The sequence below is a fragment of the Sorangium sp. So ce296 genome (assembly GCF_051529605.1).
GTDB classification, from domain to species: Bacteria; Myxococcota_A; Polyangia; order Polyangiales; family Polyangiaceae; genus Sorangium; species Sorangium cellulosum_D.
The window spans coordinates 3,292,789-3,318,836 of sequence record NZ_CP150325.1; the positions used below are offsets into that span (position 1 = coordinate 3,292,789).

Consider the following 26,048-nt stretch of genomic DNA (forward strand, 5'->3'; position numbering starts at 1 on the left):
GTAATTTCATCGATCTGCAAGCAACGGAGCAAGATTCTTTCACGAAGCGCCGGGCCCGTCCAGCCTGGCGAGCTCGGCGGACGCCGCGCGCGAAGCCGTCGCGACCTCATCAATCCGGCGATCGCCGTCCCACAGGCCGCGAATCGCTACGTCATTGTCCGACGGTCGCGATCGCGCCCGCCAGGAGGTGAGCTCGCATGAAGGCGGTAAACTAGCAAGTTTGTTGATATTTCTTCGCACATCCCCGCCCTCGTGTCCCCGCCCGCGTCGGGCGGCGCGTCACCGGGGCTTGGCAGCGGGCTTTGCGGGCGCCTTGGCGGCGGCCTTCTTCGCGGGCGCCTTGGCGGCGCTCTTCGCGGCTGCGCTCTTCGAGGCGTCGCGGCGCGCGGGCGGCGCCTCGTGCGCGTCGCCGCCGCGCACGAGCGCGAGCACGGCGTCGGCGTGGCCGTCGACCTTCACGCCGCTGAAGACGTGCTTCACCTTGCGGTCGGGACCGATGATGAACGTGCTCCGGATCGTGCCCGTCACCTTCTTGCCGTACATCGTCTTTTCGCCGTAGGCGCCGTAGGCGTTGTGCGCGACGAGGTCCGGATCGCTGAGGAGCGTCACCCCGAGATCGTATTTGTCCCTGAACTTCCGGTGGCGATCGACGGAGTCGCGGGAGACGCCGAGCACGACGGCGCCGGCCTCGGCGAACGCGTCGAGCCCGGCGGAGAAGGCCTGGGCCTCCCGCGTGCAGCCCGGGGTGTCGTCCTTCGGATAGAAGTAGAGGACGACCGTCTTGCCCGGGAAATCGGCGAGGCCAACCTCCTTGCCGCTGTCGCTTTCGAGGGAGAAATCCGGGGCACGGTCGCCTACATTCACCATCGCTCGCTCGCTCCTTGTCTGATCGGGCGCAGGGAGGACTGACCCCCTCCGGCGCCGCGGCGGGCACGATACACGCGGCGTCGCCGGCGCACCACAGAGCTGCCCCGGGACCGCGCCCGCGGCCGGTCCGAGGCGGCGAGTCGGCGAGGCCTCGGCCCCCGAGGCGCGGGCGTCAGGGCCAGCCCGGATCCGGCTCCGGCGGAGCGTGGATTCCGTCCCAGAGCGCCCGCACGGCGGGCGCGGGCCACGCCTCCCGGAGCCGCGGCCGCGGCGGGCCGCCCCACGGCGCCCACGAGCCGTCGTGCGGGTGCCGACGCGCCCACTCGTACATCGCGTCGCGCGCGGCGCGGTCCGCCATGGCGCCGTAGATGCGCATCCCGGCGGCGATGCGCCGGTCGAGGGACGCGAAGCCGCCGACCCGGATCGGCGCCCGCGCGCACGGCAGCACGACCGGGGTCTCCTGCCCCAGCGCCTCGGCGAGCGCGAGGAGCGCCCGCGCGTTGGAGAACCGGGGGTGGTGCACGACGCGGCGCTCGATGACGTTCTGCTCGTTGGTCACGAGATCTCGCACGAGGGCGCGCTCGAGCGCGCCGTGCGGCTGGCCGGCCCGCCGCGCGGCCTCGTGCCTGGCCCACGCGTCGCGGATGAACTGCGAGCACCGGCCCGGCGGGAGCTCGGCGCTCTGCCCGAGCAGGTGGTGGAGCACATGATACCAGGCGTCGAAGAAGATGAGGTGATTGGCGCGCTCCAGGAACAGGAAGCTCTCCCGCAGCGCCGACGGCGCGATCGCGCCGTCGCCGCGGTCCAGGGCCGCCGCGATCTCGGTCATCAGGGCGCCCGCGTTGCGCGACACGAGGTGCGCCATGAGCAGCCAGGGCAGATCCGGCGGATGGGCGCGGGTGAGCGCGTAGAGCTCCAGGTAGCTCTCCGTGCGCGCCACATTGTCGACGTTTCGCGCGTCGAGCTCGTCGAGCAGCGCCGCGAGGCGCGCTGTGCCGACGCGGCCCGACGCTTCCGAGCACACCGTCTCGACCATGCCGGGCGCTCTGCATGAGGCCGGCCACGTCGACTCCGCGGCTTTCCGGGTTTCCCGTGTAGGGGAGAGCCCGGCCGGCGGGGAGCGCCGAGGGCGAGATGTGGCGACGCGAACGGCGCCGGGCGGCGCGGCGGAGGAGCGCCCTGGGCCGGCTTGCCGCAGCGGGGCCGCCGAGGTACCAACAGGCACATTCGCACGACGCGCCGGACCGCGTCATCGCGCGTCGTCGAAGGAGACGACACCAGCGCCGCCGGAGGAGATCATGACCCTACCCGTCCCCGTGTACATCGTCGCAGCGGCCCGGACGCCGATCGGCGCGTTTCAGGGAGCGCTCTCGCCCTTGCCCGCCCCCCGCCTGGGCGAGGTCGCCATCCGGGCGGCCCTCGAGCGGGCGAGCCTCTCTCCCGATGCCGTGGGGGAGGTCTTCCTGGGCAACGTCCTGTCCGCCGGCATCGGGCAGGCTCCGGCCCGGCAGGCCGCCATCTATGCCGGCATCCCGAGCAAGGTCCCGGCCACCACGGTGAGCAAGGTGTGCGGCTCGGGGCTCCAGGCGGTCATCTTCGGCGCGAAGACGGTGGCGCTCGGCGACGCGGACGTGGTGGTCGCCGGCGGCATGGAGTCGATGTCGAACGTGCCTTACTACCTCCCGCAGGCGCGCTCCGGCTACCGCATGGGCGACGGCAAGCTCGTGGACGGGATGATCCACGACGGCCTCTGGGACCCGTACGGCAACTTCCACATGGGCACGGCGGGCGAGGCGTGCGCCAAGGAGCACGGCTTCTCGCGCGAGGCGCAGGACGAGTACGCGAAGGAGAGCTTCCGCCGGGCGCTCGCGGCGCAGCGCGAGGGGCTGTTCGCCGCGGAGATCGCGCCCGTCGCCGTCCCGCAGAAGAAGGGCGACGCGGTGGTCGTGAAGGACGACGAGGGCCCGCCGGCCGGCAAGCCCGAGAAGTTCGCCTCGCTGAAGCCCGCCTTCCAGAAGGACGGGACGATCACCGCGGCCAACGCCTCGTCGATCAACGACGGCGCGAGCGCGCTCGTCCTGGCGAGCGAGCGGGCCGTGAAGGAGCACAAGCTCACGCCGCTCGCGCGGATCGTCGGCTACGGCGGCGCCGCGCAGGCGCCCGAGTGGTTCACCACGGCGCCGGCCGCGGCGATCGCGAACACCACGAAGAAGCTCGGCCTGACGACGGACCAGATCGACCTCTACGAGGTGAACGAGGCGTTCGCGGTGGTGGCGCTCGCCGTGAACAAGCTCGCCGGGATCGACGCCCAGCGGGTCAACGTCCGCGGCGGCGCGGTCGCGCTCGGCCACCCGATCGGCGCGAGCGGGGCGCGCATCCTGACGACGCTGCTCTACGCCATGAAGGACCGGGGCGCGAAGCGCGGGCTCGCCACGCTGTGCATCGGCGGCGGCGAGGCGCTCGCGGTCGTCGTGGAGCGGTGATCCGGCCGCGGGCCATCGCGGCGGGCGCGGAGGCGTTCGCCGCGCGCACGCCGACGCTGCCGCCGGCGACCCACACGAACAGCTACGCCCTCGGCGGCCGCGAGGTGCTGCTCGTCGAGCCGGCCACGCCCTACGAGGACGAGCGCCGCGCGTGGCTCGCGTGGGCGCGCGGCCTCGCCTCGCAGGGGCGGTCGATCGTGGCGATCGCGGTGACCCACCACCACGCCGACCACGTGGGGGGCGCGCGCTTCTTCGCGGCCGAGCTCGGGGTGCCGATCTGGGCGCACGCCGAGGCGGCCTCGCGCCTCCCGGGCGTCGCGATCGCGCGCCGCCTCTCGGACGGGGAGGTGGTGCGGCTCGACGGGCCGGCGCCGACGGCGCTGCGCGTGCTCCACACGCCGGGGCACGCCCCCGATCACCTCTGCTTCCTCGACGAGGCCGAGGGGGTCCTGGTCTGCGGCGACATGGTGGCCGGCGTGGGGACGATCCTCATCGATCCCCGGGAGGGCGACATGGCGGAGTACCTCGCGCAGCTCGAGCGGCTCGCGGCGCTCGGCGCCCGGGTCGCCCTGCCGGCGCACGGCGAGCCGATCGACGCGCCCGAGGCGCTGTTCCGGCGCTACATCGCGCACCGGCTCGGGAGGGAGCAGCTGGTGGCCGCGGCGCTCGAGGGGGCCGGCGCGGGCGGCGATGGCGGCGATGGCGGCGCGACGCTCGAGGAGCTCCTGCCGGTCGCCTACGCGGACACGGCGCCCCTCCTCTGGCCGCTCGCGCGGCTGAGCCTCGAAGCTCACCTGATCAAACTGGAGCGCGAGGGGCGGGCCGTGCGCCGCGAGGACCGGTGGCGGCGCGCTGGGGCGACGCGCGCATGACGCATAGCGGCGGAGCCCGCGCTTCGTCCCGCCCGTCGCCGCGCTTGCTGTACGATGCCGGTGATCTCTGCCTGGCAGGCCAGGGCTCTTGCGCTCGAGAGAGATGGGATATCGCCGTGTAGAGAGCGATATCGACGCTGGCCCTCTTCGATCGAGATAGTACCGCATCGCCTGAGCCCATCCCTGGTTGCGCGGGAGTGGTTGCGCGGGAGGTCTTGCCGAGCTGCCCGGCCCGAGGAGCCCCTGTTCGTCGCGGAACCAGGGGCGAATTTGGGGTACGCAGCGCCTTCATCACGACATGCCGCCTCTGCGCCGTGACCATCCCCTGCGACATGACACGCAGGCACAGTGCCATGACACGCAGGCACAGCGCCATGGCACGCAGGCACGGTGCCATGGCACGCAGGCACAGTGCCATGGCGCTGTGACGGCAAATCTGCGAGCTCATACCAACGGACGGCGCCGCGATCCTGGACGGCGCGCGATGGAGGTGGCTCGCCTTGGCTGCATTCACGGCGTCTCGGCGCGACGAGAGCCCAGCTCGGCGCCGCAGCGGGTGCATGAACGTGAGCGGGTCCGATCTGGCATGCTCGCTGCACCAGGGGCGCTGCCTCGCGGGTCCGCGGCTGGCAAGACAGCATCTCGGCTTCACTAGGTAGCAGGGCACAAGGGTGCGCCGACGATGCCGGGGGCTGTCCACCCGATGACCGACAAGGCACGTACGCTGAACGTGAGGGCGTGCGCGGCCGAGCGCGGCGAGCTCGGCAGACCAGCGCCACGACGGAGCCCGCCCCAAGCGAGGGCCACGCCATCCGTCGAGCTCGGCGCGCGCTTCCATCTCCAATGTCCGAACCATGAGACAAATACAATGAAGACCAATTCCATCCTGACCGCTTCGATCCTCCGTCGCCTTGTCTGTGCCAGCTCCGCGTTGCTCCTGGGTGCGCTCTCTCTCGGGTGCGTCGCTGCCCCAGGGAGCGACGCGGAGGCGGGGGAGATGGTGGGCGAGGCCGCAGACGCGCTGACCGGGTATGGTTTCTGGGGCACGTCAAACGATGCGAATGTGGACATGGGGCTGACATCCGCTGGCACCTGCGTCCTCAGCGGCGTCGCAGGGAACCTCAGCAGGGGTTTCCAGTGGTATCTGCACGACGAAGAGACGGTGGCCGCCGTGAAGAGAAGCGGAGGAAAAAACTGGCTCGTCGTGCACCAAGGCTCCGTTGACCGCGTTAACCCACCGTACGGCCTCGGCAACGATCTTGCCGCCCATGCCACGTGTTTCCCCACCACCACGAACGTGCAGACCGCGCACTGGGAAGCCAACGTCAACGACTACAATGGCATGCCAGGACCCGTCAAGATCGCCGATTCGGATCCCAACGGCCGCCGGCGATGCTTCATCAGCGGCCTCAGCGGCGTTGAGGGTGCGTGGGATCACAGCTGGAACTTCGCCCGCGTGCAAGAGTATGCGGCTGACTTCACTCATCCGACGGCTGGATGGTATCTCGAAGGCTACCTCTTCTCGAGCGACGTCGACGGATCGACGCCGGGGATCGACGCCACGTGCGTCGACTTCCCCGAAGGAACAGTGTTCAACTCGGGTGATGTGGTTTCTAGTGCAGGGCAGACGACCACCGCGACGATCACCTCGGGCACGGGTACCAAGGCGTGCGGTCTCACCCTCATCGTCGGCCCGCTCAATCACGACAGCTACACCGATGGCGTCCTGATCCACCAGCCCGTGGCGCCTAGCACGCAGTGGACGATTGTCGCCAAGAACGGCGCGGATGGCGCTTATACGTGCGCGAAGTGATCTTCGAGGGGCGAACGCTCGCGCGCGGACACGGCGCCCCTCGTCTGGCCGATCGCGCGGCTGAGCGCTCGAAGCGCACCTGATCAAGCTGGAGCGCGAGGGGCGGGCCGTGCGCCGCGACGGCCGATGGCGGCCGGCGGCGGGCCATGACGCCAGGCGGGCGGCGCGGGCATGACGCCCGGCCGCGCGGCCTGACGGAGGGCTCACTTCGCGGCGGCGGCGTCCCTCGTCGCGCGCTGGGCGTCGCGCTCGCGCTGCCGCTCGGCGACCCGGCGCGCCCGCTCGGAGCGCTCCGAGGCGATCTGGCTCGGGGACTTGGTGCCCGCCTTGATGGACTGGGCGGCCCAGAACTTCGCGGCCTCCTTGCTCGACATGGCGCACTCCTCGCCCTCGTTGCAGGCCATGCGGGGGCTCTGCCGCTGCGCGGCGTCCCGCGGCGCGGCCGCGCGCTCCTTCCCCTGCGCGGCCGGCGCCCCGGCCGACCGACCGGCCCACGCGCGGCGCGCCCCGGCGCTCGAGGCGGTGCACTCCCCCGCGTCGCTGCAGCGCATGCGCGACTCGGCCTTGCTCCTGAGCGGCGACGGCTGCGCCGCCCTGCGCCCCGCCGCATCGGCGCGCGCCTCCGCGCGGCTCCTGTGGATCGCCGCGCGGGAGGGGCAGTCCACGCCGGTGTCCGAGCAGCGGATCCGCTCCTGCGCGTGCCCGCGGGCGACGCGGACCGGCTCGGGGCGCTCGGCGCGCGCGTGCCGCCCGGCGGCCTGCTCCCGCGGCGCGCGGTGGTGATAGACCCGATCGACCAGGTCGCCGCGCGACCTGAGGACCTGGAGGTGCCGCGGCTCGCGCGGAGCGCGGCTGCCCTCGGCGAACGCCACCCCGGCGCACAGGGACACCGCGACGAGGGTGGAAACCATTGCGGATATTTTCATTGGTGCTCCTCGCTCTCCACGCAGCGTGGGTGGACGACCCACGTCGTTTCCGGCGAGCACGCCATGCTCGCGGGTGCTCGCCCGCCGAGATCGAGGCGCAAGCAAGAGAGGCACCAGCACGGAAGTACAGGAAATTATGCGATTCTCGGCGGGACCGTCACATCGCTAACGCCGCTGGGCGCGCGCGGGACGAGGCGGCGTACCGGCGGCTCAGGTCGGGCTCACAGGGGCACGGGCGCGTCGGCCTTCGTCGCGCGGCGCTTGGCCTCGGCCCGGCGCCGCCGCTCGTAGGCGCTCGTCGACTCGCGCACGATGTCCGGCCGGTCCCGGAACACGAACCGCGCCGCCGCGCGCACCGTCGATATCCGCGTGTTCAGGAGCCCGATCACCTTGTTGCGGAGGACGAGCGCGTCGCGCGCCTTTTCACCGAGCCCGGCGCTCTGGGTGACGTGCGCCCGGAGCGCGGCCGCGAGGTCCTTGGCCTCATCGAGCATGGCCGCGTCGAACCCGCCGAGGCCGTCCATCGCCTCGCGGTGGGGCGCCGCGAGGGCGGCGTAGTCGTCGAGGGCCAGCGCGAGCGCGTCGGCGGTGGCGGGGTCGTCCGCGTGGGCCTGTCCGAGCTTGGCGAGTCTCCTGTCGTTCTCGTCCTCGACGCCGTCGTCGAACAGCCATTCGAGCGTCGCGGTGATCTCGTCGAGGACGACCTGTCCGCGCTCGAAGGGGCTCGCCTTCTTCGGGTCCACGGCGAGCAGGTAGCGCGTGCCCGCCTCCACGGCGGCGCGCTGGAGCGAGAGGATCTCCTCGCTGGTCTTCGCGGTCAGGGCGTTTGCGTTCTTCTTCTTGCTCGCCGCCATTTCGAGGCCGCGGCGCACCACCTTTCCGTCCTTCACCTCCGGCTTCCAGTAGGCCTTGTGGAACCTCGCGACGTCGACCGCCTCGCCGAACAGCACGTGAAGCGGCACGGAGAGGGAGAGCTCGCCGTCTCCCGGAGCGGCGAGCGCCTCGTTCATCCACAGGTCCAGATCGGTCTTGGCTTTGGGCATCGGAATCTCCTGATGTACCGAGTGGGGTTGTTCATGGGGAATGACGTTCTCCCCGAGCGTTCCTCGGTTAACGACGTCCGCGAGGAGCGACAAGAGGTCGAGACGGGGTGGCGCGGGCAAAGCAAGAAGTTGGCGAGCGTGATGAGGGGATGATGTGAAGGAGCGATGAAGGAATCCAGCGATGGTGTCCAGGAACCGCTCTGCCCCGTCCAGGAACCGCTCCGCCTCGTCCAGGAACCGATCTGCCTCGTCCAGGAACCGATCTGCCGCGTCCAGGAACCGCTCCGCCGCGTCCAGGAACCGATCTGCCGCGTCCAGGAACCGATCTGCCGCGTCCAGGAACCGCTCCGCCTCGTCCAGGAACCGCTCCGCCTCGTCCAGGAACCGCTCCGCCTCGTCCAGGAACCGATCTGCCGCGTCCAGGAACCGCTCCGCCGCGTCCAGGAACCGCTCCGCCTCGTCCAGGAACCGCTCCGCCTCGTCCAGGAACCGCTCCGCCTCGTCCAGGAACCGCTCCGCCTCGTCCAGGAACCGCTCCGCCTCGTCCAAGAACCCGGCGGCGTCGTCCAGGAAGCGAGCGGTGGCATCGCGGGCCCAGCGGAGGTGCGAGGCGCCAGAGCCAAGCCGGGCGAGGCGTGCGGTCGTAAATAAGGTGGTCCGGGAGTGTCGGGCGAAGATGCAAGCGAAACTTGAAGGCGATCTTGGCGTGTACGAGGAGACGCGGCCGCGACTCCGGAGCGCGGGACCCCGGTGGGCGGGGCCTCGGGCGGGACGGAGAGCGCGGCGACTCGCATCCGGGGCGCGCCTGCGGTATGAGCACGTGCGACATGCCCCCGCCCCAAGGAGACAACTTCGCTGCCGCAGCCCGGAGGCACCTCGTTGACAGCGCGGTGCTCTTCGAGCGGCAACGCTGGGACGGCGCCGTCTACCTGTCGGGTTACGTCGCCGAGTGCTCGCTGAAACTCCTCGTCGAGAGATGGCTGCTCGTGGTCGGCAGCGAGTTCTCCCACCGGCTAGGGAAGCTCGAAGCGGCGGCTTCCGGTGCCAGGGGGTTCGAGCTGCTGGTGGCCCTGTCGCCTGCGATGCGCCCCCTGCGCCTGTGGCGGACGATCGCAGGGACCGTGCTCGACCAGGACCATCCTGACCGGCGCTATTTCACCGACGGTTGGACCGCCCACGAGGCGGAGAGCGCATTGGAACTGGCTTCAGAAGTGTACCAAAGAACCGTTGCCGAAGACGTGCTCGACGGCAGGATATCGTTCTAGGCAGGTGATCGGCATGATGTTTCGTGACGTCCTCCCGGCGACTGTGAATGAGCTACGTAGTCTCGCCGTGCTCGCGCAGCGTCACGAGGTCACAGTCGTCCGCGACGTCGAAGGACGCATACGAATCATCCTTGGCACCCACGATCCAGCGACCGCTCCGCTCCCCGACCAGCCCACGCTGCAGGCGATGGCGGCGGCTCTCGGCGCACGCCTGGGAGCGTGGCTATCCGCCGCGCCCATCTGGCTGGACAGTGCTCCTCATCCCAAGAAGAAAATGGAGCCGGAGAAGAGGGCGGAAAATCTCGCGCTCCAGCTGGCTCGTACGTATCGAGTCCCCGCGCCCTGGGCCTCCCAGGCCAGTGATCCTTCCTGGTTTCTCCTCGAGCGCCATGCAGCGAAGCGAGCCTGGGTTGGCGAGGTGGAGCCGAACCCCCCGTGGACCATCGGGGAAGTGGACAGCTCCCAGAAGCCTCCAGTCCTGACGTTCTTCTCACACAAAGGGGGTGTGGGGCGGTCGACGGCGCTCGTGGCGACGGCGCTCCACCTGGCGCGCGCAGGCAAGAAGGTCGCCGTCGTGGACCTCGACATCGAGGCGCCCGGCCTCGCGTCCCTCGTTCTTCCCGGCGAGCCATCCGCCGGCGCCCTCGACTACCTCGTCGATGGCGGCGCCGCGACGGGGACCAGGGTGAGCGATGTAACCTCGTTCGTCTCGGACACGAGCTTCGTCGAATCCGGTCCAGGTTTGCAGGTGGTCTCGGCGGGGCCGGTCGACGATGCTTTCCTGGAGATGCTGGCCCGGATCGACCTCCAGGACGCCGCGGCAAGCAGCGCGCTGGCAGGCCGGATTCGCCAGCTCTTCCTCGATCTCAACGCGTCGAGCGTGGACAGCCCTCCTGGCCTCGGCCCGTTCGATTTCATCTTGGTCGATGCGCGCGCCGGCCTGCACGAGGTGGCCGGGCTCATGCTGGCAGGTCTTTCCCACGGAGCGGTGGTCGTCGCGACCGGCTCGCCGCAGAGCTGGATGGGGGTCAAGCGGGTCGCGCGCATTCTGTCGGCTCCCTACGTACGCAGCGGGAGGGATCCCCGACCTCTGCTCCTGGTCCATGGCATGGCACCTTCCGCGACAGACCCGAGGCACGAGATGGAGACCAAGGAGTTTCGCACAAAGGCCTATGACGAGCTGTGCGCGGACTACTACCCGAACGATCAGATTCCCGACCAGAACGACCCCGAGAGGCCGCACTGGCCGGTCGTCATCCCGTGGAGCACGGATCTGCGCGGCGGCGGCGGGCTCCTCACGCCTCCTATCATCGAAGTGCTGATGGGCAAGCCGTACCGCGAGCTCGCCGTGCGGCTAGGTAGGCTGTTCGGGCGGAGCCTCAGGTGGAGCGGGGAGGGTGCATCATGATGGGGCCGATACACCTCCCGTGGTCGGAGCGTGAGCCGATCCTGGCCGCTCTGGAGGCGATCGCGCCAGGGGATGGACAGGCGGAGCATGAGTCGAACGACCCGAAGACCTTGCTGCGGTTCTTCCTCCCCACGCCGTCGTTCCGCAGGGCGCTGGATCCCAATGCGATCCTCATCCTGGGAGAACGGGGGGCGGGTAAGACCGAGCTGTTCCGTGTCCTCGGTACCGGTCAGGGATTTGCGGCGCTGAGCGCCATTCGGCCCGGGGAAGAGCTTCGGCTCATCGCCGGCTTCGGCCGGGTTCTGCAGCAGCAGACCGATCAGCCCTCGGCGGCGTCGGTTCAGAACCTCATCGATCACGACGACGCAATCAAGTGGCGAGCGTTCTGGCTGGGGATGCTGGCGGCCCGGCTCCTAGCCCAGGGCGAATCGCTGGATCTGCCCGCGAACGTCGCGACGGCCCTGCGGAGTCCCGCTCGCCTCGATGGGTGGCTCCCCGAGGTGCTCCGGGACTTCGATCCGGTCCTGTCGGCGCTGGACGGGCTCGACATGCGGCTCCGGGAGCGCGCGCACACCATCGTCGTTGCCTATGACGAGGTGGATCGCATTGTTCCCAGCTATGCCGGTCTGTTTCCTCCCCTACGCACCCTCCTCGCGCTATGGCTCGACTGGTGGCGGCGTTGGGAGCGCCTCCGGCCCAAGATCATCCTCCGTACGGATCTCTGGGAGTCGCGGCTGCTGGCGTTCCCGGATGCCTCGAAGCTGGCTGCTCACCGTGTCGAACTGACATGGCAGCGGCTGTGGCTCTACCAGATGCTGGTTAAGCGAATGCTGAACCAAGGCGTCGCGCTCGCCAACTTCGTTCGTGATGGCTCCCGGCGCTTCGGGTATCCGCTCGAAGAGCAGCACGATCCTTTGCTCGGAGCCATACCGGCGCTGGACGAGGATGCCTTCGCGGCGATCGTAGCCGCGCTGGTAGGTGAGTACATGGGCGCCAATCCACGCAAGGGCTATAGCTACTGGTGGATTCCGAACCATGTCGCCGACGCCCGTGGTCGAGCGCTCCCCCGTCCCTTCCTCCAGCTCATTGCGCTCGCCGCTCGCTCTGCGAGGGAGCGGGCAGCGCGCTCCGGCGAGGAGATAGGGCCGCTGCTTGTCCCTTCGGATTTCTTCGAGGGCATGCCGCACGCTAGCGAGATTCGATTGAAGGAGCTGGAGGAGCAGCGGGTATGGCTGGAGCCGATACGCCGTGCGTTCGAGGGGGGCACCGTCCCGATGGATCGAGCGGAGGTCATCGAGAGGCTGGGGGCGATCCCGTGGCCGCCAGAGGATGATCTGCGCGCTCCGCCGACGACGGATCCTGAGCGTCTGCTCCACGACTACCTAGGGCCGATGGGGTTGATAGAGATGCGCGTGGACGGGAGGATCAACGTTCCTGATATCTATCGCCACGCGTTGGATCTGCGGCGCAAGGGAGGAATCGCCCGTCGGCCCACGTAACGGTCGGGCGCCAGCATGGTGAGACGACCACTGCAGCCCTGAGGCGAACGCGCCGGCTCTTCATCCTTCGTTCGCGCCGACGTGCTCGTCGGACCGTCGCCCTCCCGCAGCCGCCAGCGTCGCCCGGAGAACTGCTTCGCGCTCTACCCCGCACGCCGCGCGAGCCTCGGCGCGCACCCCGCTCCGCTCCCATCGCACCCCCCACTGGGGGCCGAGCCACGCTCGTCGCCGCCGCATCTCATCGCGACGGGAACAGGTAACCGGTGCCGCCGGTGGGTCGGGTGCCCTTGGCTGGACGCTTGACGCCCAGGTGGCTCACTCGGGGAAGCGCAATGTCTCGACCGCGACGCCGTCCTCGCCCCAGGTCGCGGCATCCGCGGGGTTGCCGATGCCGCCCGCGCCTGGCTGGCCGAGCTCGAACGTGACGTTCTCCAGCACGAGCTCGGTATCGTCGAGGTGGGCGATGCCGATGGAGTCCCCGCCGCGCCCGCCGCCGCCATAACCGCCCGGGCCCCCCAAGCCGCCGGCGCCGCCGTTGCACGCGCGGTCGTACCCGTTGGGCGAGTAGGCGCCGCCCCCGCCGCGCCCCCCGCGGCCGCCGCTCCGAGGCTCCCCGCCGTCCGCGCCAGGCATGGCCGAAGCCGTGACGATCCGGCTGCCGCGCACCGTGACCTTGGCGTGGAGCGCGAGGATCCCGATGCTCGGCGTGCCATTGCCGCCGCCCTTCCCGCCCTTGCCGCCGCAGCCGCCGCCGCCGCCCGAGCCTCCGGACGGCCCCGATCGGGAGGCCGCGCCGCAGAGGGCGGCGCTCCCGCGAAGACCGCCGCCGCCGCCGCCCCCCTGGCCCGGCGCCCCCCTGCGTCCGTCCCCGGCCCGGGCGCCAATCCAGCCCTCCTCGCCGAGACGCCCGATGCCCTGGCCCGGCGCCCCGTCGACGCCCGGCGCGCCGCTTCGCCCCTGCTCCCCGTCCCCGCAGCGGCCATCGCCGCCGTCTCCGATGCCCCCGGCGCCCCGGGGATAGGGATCCTCGGGATCGGGGCTCGGCGCGGGCGCACCGTCGCCGCCGTCGCCGCCTCCGGCGATCCCGCCGTCGCCGCCCTTGCCGCCCATCGACACGGCGCCGTCGTCGCACGGGCTCATCACCGGAGCCCCGCCGGCCGCGGGGGTCGCGGCGCAGCCCTCCCCACCGCCGTTGCCGTCCGCGCCGTCGGGCGCCAGCGGAAACTGCGGCGCGTCCTCGCCGCCCTCCGTCCTGAAGCTGTACTGCCCCTCGATCCCGCCACGAACGATCTCCACGGCGGTACCGGACCGAACGAAGAGCCCGACCTCGTTTCCGCTGTCCAATCGGACGTCGACGAGCGTGGACACGCCGTCGGCGGCCCCTGTGTCGCCGGGGCTCGCGGGCTCGATGGTCAGCGCGATGGTCCCCTTGCGCGTCGTCTGGAGGATTGCATCGTTGAGGTCGCGGGTGCCGGGGATCGCGGTCCCCCGCTTCCAGTCGTTCAAGCAGTTGAAGCCCCCCACGATATCGACGCCGGAGGGCAGCTTGATCTCGCCGTCATGCGCGCCGCAGAAGAACACGCGACCGCGCCCCGTGCGCGCGAGCTCGATGCCGCGCGGCAGGGTCCGCACCGGCGCGTCCCGCGTGCCGGGATGTGCATCGTCGCCCACGAAAAAGTGGACGAACACGCCGCAGCCGGCCTCCGGCTGGTCGGCGGTGAGGTGCGCGCGACAGACCGACTCCGGCGGAGGAGCAGGCGCGCACGACGTCGCGCCGCCGCACGGCGGAGGGCGCTCCTCGTCCTCATAGGGACCGAGATCGATCCCGCACGCCGCCGCCGCGAGCGGCACCAGCAGAAGCAGTCGTTGGGCTTCAACCATCCTCATGGTGCCTCTCGATGTCGTGCGCCGTGCGTGGGAATCTTCATCGCGGTGGCTCCTCGGCGTGGGCCGCCGCAGCGAACACGACCCAGGTTTCCGATTTACCCTGCCCACCCTCGCCCTCGTCCTCGCGGATAGCCCCCCCGGGGCCGCCGTTGCCAGGGCCTCCGAGCACGAAATTCGGATGTCGTTCAAAGCTCACGTTGGTGATGCCCACGGTGGCAACGCCGATCGAGTGTCCACCCAGGCCACCCCCGCCGTTGCCACCGTTGCCGCCGTTGCCGCCATGTCCCCCGTCGCATGCATGCCAAGCCGTATAGTTTAGATATTCGCCACCATCGCCACCCGCCGCGCCCCTGCCACCGAGCTGGCCTGTCCCGCCGGCCCCGCCATTGCCACCTCGGCCGGTCACCACCGTACCGGCCTCGACCGTGATCTCGGCACCCCCCAGCGCCACGATTCCGATGCTCGAGCCCCCGTAGCCCCCTCCCTGGCCCGCCTTTCCACCACAGCCGCCGCTGCCTCCGGAGCCGCCGGCAGCGCCGCCCACAGGAGCGCCGGGACGGCACTGGATCATGTCGACCCTCGATCGACTACCGCCGCCGCCCCCGCCGCCCCGGCCGATGCCCCCGAGGGCGCCATCGGCACCTCGAACGCCCACCCACCCGGTCACGTCGAGGCTGCCAAGGCCGCTCGCACCGGGGCCATGCCGGCCGGGCTCACCGTCCGCGCCCGGCGCTCCGGCCGTGCATCGCGCGCTGCTCGCGCCGAGCCCCCCCTCGCCGGACATCGGATTCGCCGCCGAGGAAGGCGCGCCCGGCTCGCCGCCGCCACCTTCCTCGACGTACCCATCGCCGCCCTGCCCGCCGGTGGACTCGATGCCACCATCGCACTCGGTGACGACGGATGACGCGCCCGTCGCGACCTCCGCCGTGCACGCGTTCACCCCATCCTTCCCGTACTCCCCGTCCTTCGCCCGGAGGCGCGGAGCGTCCTCCCCCGGCTCCCCGTCCCGCCCGTCGGCCGCGTGGACGTGGCTCTCCACCACCCGGACCTTCGCCCCCTGGCTCAAGATCATCCCGATCGACGACTTCCCGTCGCTCGCCGACCCCGCGGCGGCCACGACCCGGACCCCGAACACCGTCGACCTCGCCCCTCCCCCGTCGAGGACCCGGACCGGGACCCCCGCCGGCCCCGGGGCGATGGTGGTCAGCTGGTCGGCCCCCCCGAACGACCACCCGAACGACCAGTCCCCGTCGGCGCAGCGGCGGCCCCCCCAGAGGTCCACGCCCGAGGGCAGCACGACCGCCTCCTCGAACGTCTCGCCGCACGCGTACACGCGCCGGGTCGGCGCCTCCCCGTCGCGCCGCCCGCCCGCGGCGAGCACGATGGCGCGCTGCAAGGTCTTCACGGGCCTCTCCCGCGTACCCGGGTTGCGGTCGTCGCCCTGCGCGCGCACGAACACCCCGCAAACGTCCAGCGCCGGCGCCCTCCCGGGATCGCCGTCGCACGGCGAGGCCGCCGGCGGCGGCGCCGGCGGGGCGGGCTCGTCGCAGGTCTGCTCTTCCCAGCAGTGGTTCCCCAGGTACATGCACCCCGAGACCACGCTCGCGCCGCACGCGCCCAGCGCAGCGATCGCGAGCGACACCGCGACCCTCCGCGCCGCCCTGGCCCGCCTCACGCTCGCCTCGCCATCCATGCCGGTCTCCAAGCCCCTCACCACACCCCCACCGCCACCAGGCCGACCTGCTGCGCCGTCATCGCCGGGACGACCTGAAAACCGCTGCGCGCCGGCGTCGATCGCAGCCACGAGAAGTCCACGAAGAACGACGCGGCGGTCACCGCGCCGACCACGGCCCCCGTCGCGACCAGGGCCGTTCCGACGGCGCCGGACAGATCGCGCTGCTCCCGCATGCGGCGGAGCTCCGGGCACGCCGAGGGCTGCGGCGCTGCGCTGCACGCGCCCGAGGTCCACGCCGGATCCCGGTGGAGGCCGTCGATGCGCTCGTCGAGGTCCCCGTCGAGGCGGTTCGCCCGGAGCATGAACACCGCCCCCGTCGACACGGTGGCCGCCGCGACGGCGATCCCCGCGATCCGCAGCGTCCCCGGCCACGACGCCCACGGCCCCGGCGCCGCCGGCGGCGCGTCCGAGGCCGCCGCCGGGGCGACCGGTGCGCTCCGCGTCGCGCCCGGCTCCGGTGCGCGCGCGGGCGCATCGGCCGCGCGCGCGAGCTGCAGCGCCGCGCCGACCGTCATCCCCGCAGCGACCTCGAGCCGCTGCGAGGCCTCCCCATACCCCGACAGCCGAGCCCGAAGCGTGTACGCCCCCGGTTCGACGAACAGCTCGTGGGCCGCGGCGCCCGTGCCGATGGGCTTCCCGTCCACGAGGATGTCGGCGTCCGGCGGGGAGGCTGCAACGTAGACCCTCCCGACGCGCTCGACGGCCCCGTTGAACGCACGCGTGAACCTGCGAAGGAGCTCCTGATCCAGGGCGGCGTCGTGCTCGAGGCTCTGCCCGAGGTGCTCGGCGGCCTCCCGGTGCTTGCCCTGCTCCAGCTCGCAGAGCCCCAGATACCCGAGCACCTCGGCACGCTGCGCCGCGGGCATCCAGGCGGCGCCGGGCACCGCCAGGACGGCTTCGAAGCTCGCCTCCGCCTCGGCCCACCGCCGCGCGAAGAAGGCACGCCGGGCCTGCTGGTGCGCGTTCGTCGCCGCGCTCTCCGCCGCCCTCGAGCCCTCGGGCGCCGGCTGCGCGCGCGCGAGCCCGACGCCGCTGCCCAGCGCGACGAGACAGCAAATCCCGCCCACGACCGAGCGCAAGCGCATCATGCGGCCGACTGTACCGACGAAGCCGCCTGCACAGCAACGGCGCTTGCACGCCGAGCGCCGCGCTTTGCATGACAAATCCGACGCCACGCTCGTAACGTATTCCACCGAGACGCCACCCGGTCGTCATCCCCGCGTGGGCGCACCTTCGCGCACCGTTTCTTCGTCGCGCCGGTCGATTGGGTCACCTCTTTCCGGGCCTGAATCATCTGGACGTGCATGGACGTGACCACCTCGACGAGCCTGGACGTCACAGCCCCTTGTCCGCTCGGTTCCGACCGCTTCCGCCGGCTCGCGCGCGCCATGCGCGTGCCGGCTCAGGACATCGACGACGTCGTCCAGCAGGCGTGGCTTCGCATCCTGGAGAACCGCGCGCGCGTCGGCCTGGCGAGGGACGCGGCGGCATATGCGGACCAGATCGTCAGAAACGAGGCGCGCACCAGCCGGCGGCGAGCGCGCCGCCGGGAAGAGGTGATCACACCGCTCCAGGGCGCAGAGCCTTCAGACGAGCGACCGGGCCCGGAAGCCTCCGTGATCGCCCGCCAGCGGACTGCCGTCCTCTGGCAGTTCATCGACAAGCTCGACGACGCGCGCCGCACGGTCTTCGTCGAGCACGAGCTCCTGGGCCGGACGCTCGCCGAGATCGCCTTGGCGTACGCGCTCTCGGAGAACACCGTCAAGTCACGGCTGGCCGCCGCCTGGGATAGCGTCGAGCAGGAGAGGGCGCGCTGGCAGGCAGAGCAGCGGCGACGCGGGCAGGCCACGGTGCCGTGCGTGGTGCCGTTCTTCTCCGGTACCTGGCTTCACGACGCCTTGCGCGGGCTGGGTCGGTTCAAGCTGCATGGGGCGGCGGCAGCGGCGCTCGTGCTCGGGGCGGGCGCCGCCTGGCCCGGTCCGGCGGCTGGCTCCACCGAAGCGCCCTTGCTCGCCGCCTCGGGGCGCGCGCAGCCCGCGGTCGAGATCCCGGCTGGGCCTGCTGACGCGCGCGGCGTGGGGCCGGGAGGGCCCGAGAGCGCGAGCGGGCGTGAGGCCGTCACGGCCTCGGCCGTATCCGCCGATCAGGGCAGCTCCACGACAGCCCGCGCGGTATCCGCCGCAGTCGAGAGGTCGTCCCGGGGAGGCACCGGCGCGGCGCATACTCGGATCGACCCGAGGCTCGAGCGCGCGCGAGCGATGCTCGATCTCGGGACCACCGAAGGACAGCTCTCGGCGTGCCGTCTCCTGCACGAGCACCGCGAGCGTCGCGGTCGCGGAGAGCACGCCGCGGAGCGCGACGCGCTCCTCCGGCGGGCGCGCTGCGAGCGCCACGGGTCGCTCTGAGCACAGGAGTGTTCGCGAGGCCCGCGGCAACGTCGTAATCCGTCACGATAGGCTTGCGTCGAGCCGCCGCCATGCTGGACATCGACTCCATCGCCCGGCACACGGCGACCATCGACGATGTATTGCGGCGCTGGCGCATACCGAGCAGGGATCGCGCGGACATCGCCCAGGAGGTGCTGATCGGGGCCTGGCGAAGCATGCGCGCCGGGCGGTTCCAGCCGCGGCCGGGGGTCCCGGACGCCGTGGCCTTGAAGCGATGGATCGTCGGCATCAGCTGGCGCCATGCTTCCCATTACGCGACGCGCGCGCACCGGCGGTACGAGGTCCTCGTGCCGAGCGCGGGTCGCCTCTGCCAGGATCACGCGCCCGCGCCGCTCGAGCAGGTCGAGGCCCGGAAAGCGCTGGACGATCTGAGACGCGTCGACCCCAGGTTTCGAGCCGTCCTCGCCCTCACGGCGCAGGGATACACGATCGCGGAGATCGGGCATAACGAGAACACGGTCTCGAATCGTCTGCGGCTCGGCCGGCTGTGGTTCCGGCGCGTACGCCGGAGGTGGCGGAGGCTGGCGCAGGATCGCCGGGAGCACCATCCACGGCGCTGATGGATCCATCCAGAACATCGAATGGTCGGCCGGACGCGCGCCCATCATATCCCTCCTCAACGAAGCGCGGCGCGCCATGCGCCGCCGAAGAGGAGATCCCCATGACCGCTGACCCCACGAAGACCGTGATGCTCTCCCTCCTGGCCCGCATCGAGGCCAAGCCCGGCAAGGAGGCCGAGGTCGAGGCGCTCCTCCGCTCCGCCGTCGGCCTCGCGGCCGAGGAGCCGCGGACGGTGCACTGGTTCGCGCTGCGCATCGGGCCGTCGACGTTCGGCATCTTCGACACCTTCGCGGACGAGGTAGGGCGCAAGGAGCACCTCGCGGGCCGCATCGCGGCCGCGCTCATGGCAAAGGCAGAAGAGCTGCTCGCCGCCGCGCCCGTCATCGAGCACGTCGACATCATCGCCGCGAAGGTTTGACCGGCCGCGGCCGGGCAGCGCGCGCCAGCAGCGTGTCCCAGAAGAGCTGCAAGACCGGCGCCGGCGTGCGATCGCCCGAGCGCACCAGCGCGATGGTGCGCCCGAGGGCGGGGTCCACGAGCGGGCGCTGCGACGCCTCCGCCAGGAGCAGCGAGTGCTCCGGCATGAAGGCGAAGCCCAGCCCCGCGTGCACAAGGCTCTGGACCCAGTCCTCCCGATCGGTCCGGTAGGCCGCATACAGGTCCACGCGCCGCGCGGCGCACACGCCCGCGACCTGCTCGCGCATCTCGCACGCGAGCCGATCGAGGTAGGGCTCGCCGTCCAGGTCCTCGAGCCGCAGGCCCTCGCGCGCGGCCAGGCGGTGGCCGGGCGGGAGGACCACGACGTAGCGCTCCTCGTAGAGGGGCGCCACCACGCACCACTCCGGGACAGCGTCGCCGAGGTTCGAGACGATGACGTCGACCTCGGCCTCCTCCAGCCGCCGCAGGAGCTCGCCCTGCGTGGTCACCGCGATCTCCAGCTCCACCCCAGGCGCCTCCGCGCGGAACGCCGCCAGCGAGCCCGCGAGCCGCGCGGGCCCGATGGTGCAGAGGATGCCCACCCGGAGCGGCACCTGCTTGAGGCGCCGGTGGTTCTCCGCGATCACCTGCACGGCCTGCATGTCGTCTCGCAGCCGCAGAAACCGCGGCAGCACGCCCTGCCCCAGCGCGGTGAGCTTGGCGCCGCCGCGCTCGCGCAGGAGGAGCGGCCCGCCGAGCTCCTCCTCGAGCTTCTTGATGGCGGCCGTGAGCGCGGGTTGCGAGACCGAGCACCGCTCGGCCGCGCGCGTGAAGCTGCGCGTCTCGATCACCGCCAGGAAATACCGGACCTGATGGGTCTCCATGGCCGCGCATCTTCGCCCGGTGACGCCGCCCGCGCCATCCGTCGCGACCGCCCTCGCGCCGCGAGGGCAGCGGTCACCTCAGCCCGGTCGTGATCACATACCGCGTCTTGCCCGACTCCGGATCACGGCAGTCCTTGTAATACTGTCCGGGCCGGTGGACCTTCCCGCAGGTGTCCTGGCAGCTCCCCACGATCTCGATCATCCCGCAGCCCTCGAGATCCCCGTCCGCGCCCGGGTGGCCGGCGGCGCAGTCGCGCCGCGCCGCGCGCGCGATCTCGACGTTCGCCTCGTTGTAACAGGCGCGCAGGTAGGGCGTCTCGGCGAAGAGGTTCCCCCAGAAGGCGCCTTCGAGGTGCGGATACGCGGAGAGCTCGTCCGACTCGACCTCGCGGCGCAGCGGGTTCTGCGGGGAGCGCATCGAGATGAGGACCGATACGCCGTAACGGTTCGTGTGGGCCGCGAGGCACGCGGAGACCATCTGCTTGCCGTCCTCGTCGAGCGGGCGCCTGTCCCACCGGTCGGCGAGGCCGAGGTGCCCGGCGTAGACCTCGTTGTGGGTCGCGCCCGCGGCGTCGGTCCACGAGAAGCGGAACGACTGGGACTCCTTGAACGCGCAGCTGACCGTGTACTTCACCAGCGTCCGGAAGAGCTCGCCGCCCACGCCGGGATCCTTGAGGGCGGAGGCCGCCTCCGGCCTCAACGCGTTGTAGCTGAGCGCGTTGTAGCTCAGCGCATTGTAGCTGAGCGCGTTGTAGCTGAGCGCATTGTAGCTGAGCGCATTGCCGCTCTCGATCGCGTCGGCGCTCGAGCCGAGCTCCTCTGCTTCACCATCCTCTTCAAACGCCAGCTCGGGCGCGACGCAGCCATTAGCCACGAGAAGGATGCCAGCGCATCCAAGTACCGCCTTGATGTTCACGTGATGAGACCTCGGTAGCGGGCCAAGGGGAGCGCTCACGCTCCCCGATCGCAGCACGCCCTCCGGCCGTCGCTCAACCCAGCGACGACCGGGAACTCTCCACGTCTATGGACATCGTACGGCGATTCACGTCGTCTGTCAGCCCTTAAATCGACGTCCCTTGCAGATTCACCCGTGGGAAAGCGGCGCGTAGTTGAGCGTACTTGAGCGCAGTTGAGCGTAGTTGAGCGTAGTTCCGTTCAGCTGCGCTCAGTTCCGACCCGTCCCGACCCACTGCGCCGCGAGCTCCAGGGTGCGGGCGTTGTCCGGGACGTGGGAGAGAAAGCGCCTGCGCCACTCGGGGTCGCGGACGCTCTCGGCCCGGCCGAGCAGCCTGTCGCGCGCCGAGGAGATGGCGACCGCGGCGCGGGCCGCGTCGCCGACCGCGGAGAACGCCTCGGCGTGGACCAGCCGGATCATCGACTCGCCCTCCTCGAGCCCGCCGAGCGACTCGAGCGCCGCCAGGGCCTCGCCGGCGGCCGCGAGCGCCTCGGCCGCGCGCCCCAGCCCGATCAGCGCCCGGGCGCGGATCGCCGTGGCCGCGACGCGCAGCGGCGACGCGCTCTCCAGCGCCTCGGCGTGGCGCGCCTCGCGCTCGGCGCCCGCGAAATCGCCGCCGAGCAGGGCGATCTTCGCCAGGTAGGAGCGCGACACCACCTCGGCGCGCGGGTCGCCGAGCCGCTGGCTCGACGCGAGGGCCGCCTCCTCGACGGCCCGCGCCTCGGCGAGCCTGCCGCGGTAGGCGAGGACCTGCCCGAGGCTGGCCTGCGCCGCCGCCATGGCCTCGTGGAGGCCCATCCGCTCCGCGGCTTCCATCACGGAGCGGAGCGCCGCCTCGGCGCCCCCGAAATCGCCGAGCTCGCCGTAGCAGTAGCCCAGGTTCGCGCGGGTCATGCACGCGTTGCGCCGGTCGCCGACCTGCTCGAACGCCGCGAGCGCGGCCTCCAGGCCGGTGGCGCAGGCGCCGGGATCGCCCCCGCTCATGGCGCGGAAGGCGCGCGCCTGGTGCAGCCCCGCGACCACCTCGGCGCCCGTCCCGGCGCCGGTCGCCGCGCCGTCGGAGAGCGCGCGCTCCACCTCCGCGATGAGCGCGTCGACCACCGCGGGCCGCCCGGCGAAGGCCAGCGTCGAGGCGCCCGCGCAGAGGCACGTGCTCCTCGCGCTCTCCGCGCCCGGGAGCGCGGGCGCGCCGATCGCCGCGCCCATCCAGCGCTCCACGCGGTCGAAGCCGCCCAGCTTGCTCGCCGCCGCGACCACCTGCGCGACGGCCGTGAACCACGGCGCCGAGCCGGGGGTGAGGTGCTCCACCGCCGCCGTGCCCCGCTCCTCGGCGAGCGCGAGATCGCCCCGCCACACGTGCGCCTCGGCCTGGACCAGACGGAGCGCCCCCACCACCGCGGGCTCCGGCGCGCACGCGAGCCCGCGCTCGGCCCGCGCGATCGCCGCGCCGAGATCGTTGCCCTCCAGGGCGTGCTGCGCCGCGCGCAGGTACGCCGCCGCGGCGCGCGCGGGCACGGCGCCGCGCTCGAAGTGCTCGGCGAGCGCCATGGCGTCGGGCTCGCCCGCGCCCTCCAGCCAGTCGCCCGCCAGCGCGTGGCCGAGCCGCCGGTCGGCCTCGGTCAGCATGCCGTACGCGGCCTCGCGCACGAGCGCGTGGCGGAAGCGGTACTCGACCTCGCCCCGCAGCCGCCCGGGGCCGCGCCGGTGGATCACCTCGCGCTTCTCCAGCTCGGAGAGCCAGCGCGTGACCCCGGCGCCGCCGAGCAGCGCGCTCACCCCGCTCGGCCAGAACGCCTGGCCGAAGACGCTCGCCGCCCGCAGCACGCGCCGCGCCTCCGCGTCGAGCGCCTCGATGCGCGCCTGCACCATCGCCAGCACCGTCTCGGGCAGGTCCGCGCCGTGGCCGGCCGCCACCGCCCGGACCTGCTCTTCGAGGTAGAACGGGTTGCCGTCGGCCCGGTCCACCAGCGTGGCCACGAGCTCCGCGCTCACCTCGTCGCCGAGCGCCGCGCGAACGAGCCGCTCGCTCGCCCGCCGCGTGAGCGGCGGCAGCATCAGCTGGTTGCCGAACCTCCCCTTCGCGAGCGCGGGGAAGATCTCGTGCACCTCGGGGCGCCCCAGCCCGAGGACGAGGAACGGCAGGTCCTTCAGGCTCCGGAGCGCCGCCTCCACCATCGTCAGCGTGGGCAGGTCGCCCCACTGGAGGTCCTCGAGGATGAGCACCACCGGCTGCTTCGCGCACTCGGCCCGGATGAACTCCTCCCACGACAGCCGCAGCTGATCGCCCATCAGCAGCCGGTTGCGCCGCGCGGCGCCGACCTGGATGTCGTCGTCCGGGAACGGCGCGCCCACGAGCTCGCCGAGGAAGGCGCTGACCCGCCCCACGTCGAGCTCCAGGTGGCGCTCGACCCGCGCCCGCACCTTGCGCCGCCGCTCCTCGAGCGGCTCGCCGTCGACGATGCCCATCACGCCGCGAAGCGCGCGCGAGAGCAGCCCGAACGCCGAGCCCGAGCTCATCGGGTCGCCCTGCCCGAACCACACCTCGACCCGCTCCGCGCTCTCGCCGTGGGCTCCGTCGGGACCGTGGGCTCCGCTCTCGCCGTGGGCCCCGTTCGCGCCGTCGGCCCCGCGCTCGCCGTGTCCGCCTCGCGCGCCGCGCGCCGACATCTTGGCGAGGAACTCCTGCCGCAGCCGCGACTTGCCCATGCCCGCCGCCGCGACCACCAGCATCGCGCCCGCGGTCGACTCCTCGATGCTCCGCTCGAGCTCCGCGGTCAGCACCGCGAGCTCCCGATCCCGACCGACGCACGCCACCGGCTTGCCCAGCAGCGCCGGCGCGGTCGCCACCTTGTGGTCGTCGCGCGCCCCGTGCAGGAAGCGCGCGCCCCCCTCGCGGCTCGTCTCGAACCGCCCGCCGAGCAGCCCCGCCGTCACGTCGTCGATGCGCACCGCGGCCGAGGGCGCCGGCTCGCCCCGCGCCGGCAGCAGCTGCACCGCCCGGTCGATGAGCTCCCCCATCGGGATGCGCGACGTGAGCTCCGCCCGCCCCGTGACGAGCGAGACCGGCGCGCCGCCGAGCAGCGCGCGCAGCGCGAGCGCGCAGCGGGCCGCCTGCGCCGCGAGATCGGTCGCCGCCTCGGCGCTCGTCAGCACCACGAGCGGCGAGCGGGCGTCGATGAGCTCGATCTGGCCCTGGTAGCGCGCCGCGAGCGCGCGCAGCTCCTCGGCGCGCCCGAGCGCCCGCGCCTGCTCCTCCTCGTGCGAGCGCGTCTCGTCGTCCGGCTCCGAGCGCTCGTGCGCGAGCACGAGGCACGTGACGCGCCGCTCGCTGCTCGTGAGCTCCAGCACGCGCACCGGCGCGGCGGGCTCGCCCCCGGCCGCCGCGCCGGCGCTGCGGAGATCGATCGCGCCGAGCGCCTCGGCGACGGCCGCGCCGTCGCGGGGCCGATGGTCCGGCTGCTTCGCGAGCATGCTGGCGCAGAGCGCGTCGAGCTGCGCCGGCAGCTCGGGGCGGAGCTCGTGGAGGTGCGGCGGCTCGTCGAGGAGCACCTTGACCAGCACGGCGAGCGCGCCGACGCCCTGGAACGCGGCGCGCCCGGTGAGGCACTTGAAGAGCACGCAGCCGAGCGCGAACACGTCGGCTCGAGCGTCGACGCTCCGCTCGCCGCGCGCCTGCTCGGGCGCCATGTACTCCGGGGTCCCGAGGACGGTGCCCGGCATCGTGAGCTGCTGGTCGATCCGGAAGCGCGCGATCCCGAAATCGAGCACCATCACCCGGTCGAGCCGCCCGTCGGCGAGGAGCAGGTTGCTCGGCTTGAGATCGCGGTGCACGACGCCCTGCCGGTGGAGGGCGCCGAGCGTGCCGGCGACCCGGGCGACGACATCGACGCTCTCGGCGGCGGTGAGGCCCCTCTGCACCATGCGCTCGGCGAGCGTCTCGCCGGAGAGCCACTCCATCACCAGATACGGCTTGCCGCCCGCCGTGAGGCCGTGAGCGATGTACCGGACCACACCGGGGATGCGCAGCGCCGAGAGCGCCTCGACCTCGCAGGAGAAGCGGCGCTGCTCGCCCTTGCCGGCGCGGCGAAGCACCTTGAGAGCCACCGTGTCGCCGCTCTCCAGGTCGCGCGCCCGGTAGACGTGACCCATCCCACCGGAGCCGGCGAGGCCCTCGATCTCGAACCGCTCGTCGACGATCTCTCCCACGCGCATCAGCGGCCGTGGATCCAGCGATATCACGCGCGAGGCTCGCTTCGCTGTAGGGCATGCCTGCTTTCGCGACGGCGGGTGGGCGAGCGACCGACATGCGGAGTCAGCGCGTCTGCCCGGCGCGGAGCGTCATCGCGACCCGGCGCGCCTCGCTACGTAAGACAGCTCATGATTCCTCCCGCGATCAGCCTGGGTGAAGCGGTCATTGGCCAGAGAGGTCGCTGACCAAGGTGGGAAGGCGAGAGGATGATCCGGGTTTTCTCCCTACCTTCCCGCCGTCGCGTCCCGCGGACGGCGCGATCGCGCTGCGGACGCGACGGCGTCGGGTGACGTCGCGCGATGTCGCGAGACGCCCTCGTCGCGAGGAGCGCGCGCCCGGGAGAGGCATTCCGTTCGGGCAGCACGTTTTTTTCCAGGAAAAGCGCCGGTGAGCGTGGCCCGCCAACGCGCAGGCCCGCAACCAGGTTGACGGCGCTGTGGCCCGTGCATGGAAAATTCGCTGCAACTGGAACCTGCGGCCGCCGTCGGCGCGCGGGTTGCTGCCGCCGAGTCGGAGCACCAGGAGATGGCCTCCCGCGGCACGGCCGGCGATCCAGCAGCAACCCCGGCGACGCCCCGTCGGGCGCCCCGGACCGCGCCCCGCATCGCCGAGGGCCGCCCCTGGCGGACGGGCTCACCGGAGCGCTCGGACGCGCCCCGCCGGGCGTACCGCCGCTCGGCGCCCCCCGGCAGGCGCCTCGTGTGCACCGAGGGCGACCGCCGGGCACCCCCGCGGGC

The 26,048-nt window shown here is 72.3% G+C and carries 20 protein-coding genes; 10 read left to right on the forward strand and 10 right to left on the reverse strand.

The features are described 5' to 3' along the window. Positions 1-279: 279 nt before the first annotated feature. The gene (locus WME98_RS12435) at positions 280-867 is read right to left on the reverse strand and encodes a peroxiredoxin (RefSeq protein WP_437951522.1); all 588 of its coding nucleotides are present in this window, start codon (positions 865-867) and stop codon (positions 280-282) included. A 172-nt stretch (positions 868-1,039) separates the two neighbouring features. Further along, on the reverse strand, positions 1,040-1,903 hold the full coding sequence (locus WME98_RS12440; RefSeq protein WP_437951523.1) for a DUF2515 family protein: 864 nt from the start codon (positions 1,901-1,903) through the stop codon (positions 1,040-1,042). 262 nt (positions 1,904-2,165) lie between these two features. Here WME98_RS12440 and WME98_RS12445 point away from each other — a divergent pair, with 262 nt between their 5' ends. From WME98_RS12445 to WME98_RS12460, 4 genes are all read left to right on the forward strand, one after another. Further along, a complete protein-coding gene (locus WME98_RS12445; protein WP_437951524.1) occupies positions 2,166-3,350 on the forward strand; it encodes a thiolase family protein in 1,185 nt (394 codons plus the stop codon). Next, the gene (locus WME98_RS12450) at positions 3,347-4,222 is read left to right on the forward strand and encodes an MBL fold metallo-hydrolase (protein WP_437951525.1); all 876 of its coding nucleotides are present in this window, start codon (positions 3,347-3,349) and stop codon (positions 4,220-4,222) included. Before WME98_RS12445 ends, WME98_RS12450 begins: the two co-directional genes overlap by 4 nt. Positions 4,223-5,090: 868 nt before the next feature. After that, complete coding sequence (locus WME98_RS12455) at positions 5,091-6,035, forward strand: hypothetical protein (RefSeq protein ID WP_437951526.1); 945 nt, start codon at positions 5,091-5,093, stop codon at positions 6,033-6,035. Positions 6,036-6,123: 88 nt separating this feature from the next. After that, positions 6,124-6,210, forward strand: a complete 87-nt coding sequence (locus WME98_RS12460; protein ID WP_437953975.1) for a hypothetical protein — start codon at positions 6,124-6,126, stop codon at positions 6,208-6,210. Positions 6,211-6,238: 28 nt separating this feature from the next. Here the strand turns inward: WME98_RS12460 and WME98_RS12465 are convergent, their stop codons facing one another. Together WME98_RS12465 and WME98_RS12470 are read right to left on the reverse strand one after the other, a co-directional pair. Continuing rightward, entirely contained in the window at positions 6,239-6,961 is a 723-nt protein-coding gene (locus WME98_RS12465) for a hypothetical protein (protein WP_437951527.1), read from the reverse strand. A 221-nt stretch (positions 6,962-7,182) separates the two neighbouring features. Next, positions 7,183-8,553: a hypothetical protein gene (locus tag WME98_RS12470; RefSeq protein ID WP_437951528.1), complete on the reverse strand. Its 1,371-nt coding sequence runs from the start codon at positions 8,551-8,553 to the stop codon at positions 7,183-7,185. A 341-nt stretch (positions 8,554-8,894) separates the two neighbouring features. Between WME98_RS12470 and WME98_RS12475 the strand changes: the two genes are divergently transcribed. Genes WME98_RS12475 through WME98_RS12485 form a run of 3 tightly spaced genes read left to right on the forward strand, consistent with a single transcriptional unit; the run spans position 8,895 to position 12,176 of the window. Continuing rightward, entirely contained in the window at positions 8,895-9,269 is a 375-nt protein-coding gene (locus WME98_RS12475) for a HEPN domain-containing protein (protein ID WP_437951529.1), read from the forward strand. 13 nt (positions 9,270-9,282) lie between these two features. Next, complete coding sequence (locus tag WME98_RS12480; RefSeq protein ID WP_437951530.1) at positions 9,283-10,677, forward strand: tyrosine-protein kinase family protein; 1,395 nt, start codon at positions 9,283-9,285, stop codon at positions 10,675-10,677. Continuing rightward, positions 10,674-12,176, forward strand: coding sequence for a hypothetical protein (locus tag WME98_RS12485; RefSeq protein ID WP_061626476.1), 1,503 nt, complete (start codon positions 10,674-10,676; stop codon positions 12,174-12,176). Before WME98_RS12480 ends, WME98_RS12485 begins: the two co-directional genes overlap by 4 nt. 315 nt (positions 12,177-12,491) lie before the next feature. On the opposite strand, the gene WME98_RS12490 is transcribed toward WME98_RS12485, so the two are convergent. The 3 genes from WME98_RS12490 to WME98_RS12500 are packed head-to-tail and all read right to left on the reverse strand — an operon-like array spanning position 12,492 to position 16,886. Further along, positions 12,492-14,063, reverse strand: coding sequence for a hypothetical protein (locus WME98_RS12490; RefSeq protein ID WP_437951531.1), 1,572 nt, complete (start codon positions 14,061-14,063; stop codon positions 12,492-12,494). A 37-nt stretch (positions 14,064-14,100) separates the two neighbouring features. Further along, entirely contained in the window at positions 14,101-15,756 is a 1,656-nt protein-coding gene (locus WME98_RS12495; protein WP_437951532.1) for a hypothetical protein, read from the reverse strand. Positions 15,757-15,773: 17 nt separating this feature from the next. Further along, positions 15,774-16,886: a PEGA domain-containing protein gene (locus WME98_RS12500; protein WP_437951533.1), complete on the reverse strand. Its 1,113-nt coding sequence runs from the start codon at positions 16,884-16,886 to the stop codon at positions 15,774-15,776. A gap of 216 nt (positions 16,887-17,102) precedes the next feature. On the opposite strand from WME98_RS12500, the gene WME98_RS12505 reads away from it, so the two are divergent. From WME98_RS12505 to WME98_RS12515, 3 genes are all read left to right on the forward strand, one after another. Next, a complete protein-coding gene (locus WME98_RS12505; protein ID WP_437951534.1) occupies positions 17,103-18,203 on the forward strand; it encodes an RNA polymerase sigma factor in 1,101 nt (366 codons plus the stop codon). A 71-nt stretch (positions 18,204-18,274) separates the two neighbouring features. Then, on the forward strand, positions 18,275-18,805 hold the full coding sequence (locus WME98_RS12510) for an RNA polymerase sigma factor (protein WP_437951535.1): 531 nt from the start codon (positions 18,275-18,277) through the stop codon (positions 18,803-18,805). A 101-nt stretch (positions 18,806-18,906) separates the two neighbouring features. Continuing rightward, entirely contained in the window at positions 18,907-19,224 is a 318-nt protein-coding gene (locus WME98_RS12515) for a putative quinol monooxygenase (RefSeq protein ID WP_437951536.1), read from the forward strand. Here the strand turns inward: WME98_RS12515 and WME98_RS12520 are convergent. The 3 genes from WME98_RS12520 to WME98_RS12530 all read right to left on the reverse strand — a co-directional run bounded on the left by WME98_RS12520 (position 19,205) and on the right by WME98_RS12530 (position 25,274). After that, complete coding sequence (locus tag WME98_RS12520) at positions 19,205-20,107, reverse strand: LysR family transcriptional regulator (protein ID WP_437951537.1); 903 nt, start codon at positions 20,105-20,107, stop codon at positions 19,205-19,207. The genes WME98_RS12515 and WME98_RS12520 overlap by 20 nt on opposite strands. Before the next feature lie 73 nt (positions 20,108-20,180). Then, positions 20,181-20,981, reverse strand: coding sequence for a hypothetical protein (locus WME98_RS12525; protein ID WP_437951538.1), 801 nt, complete (start codon positions 20,979-20,981; stop codon positions 20,181-20,183). Between the two features lie 291 nt (positions 20,982-21,272). Further along, complete coding sequence (locus WME98_RS12530) at positions 21,273-25,274, reverse strand: protein kinase domain-containing protein (protein WP_437951539.1); 4,002 nt, start codon at positions 25,272-25,274, stop codon at positions 21,273-21,275. Between the last annotated feature and the right edge of the window lie 774 nt (positions 25,275-26,048).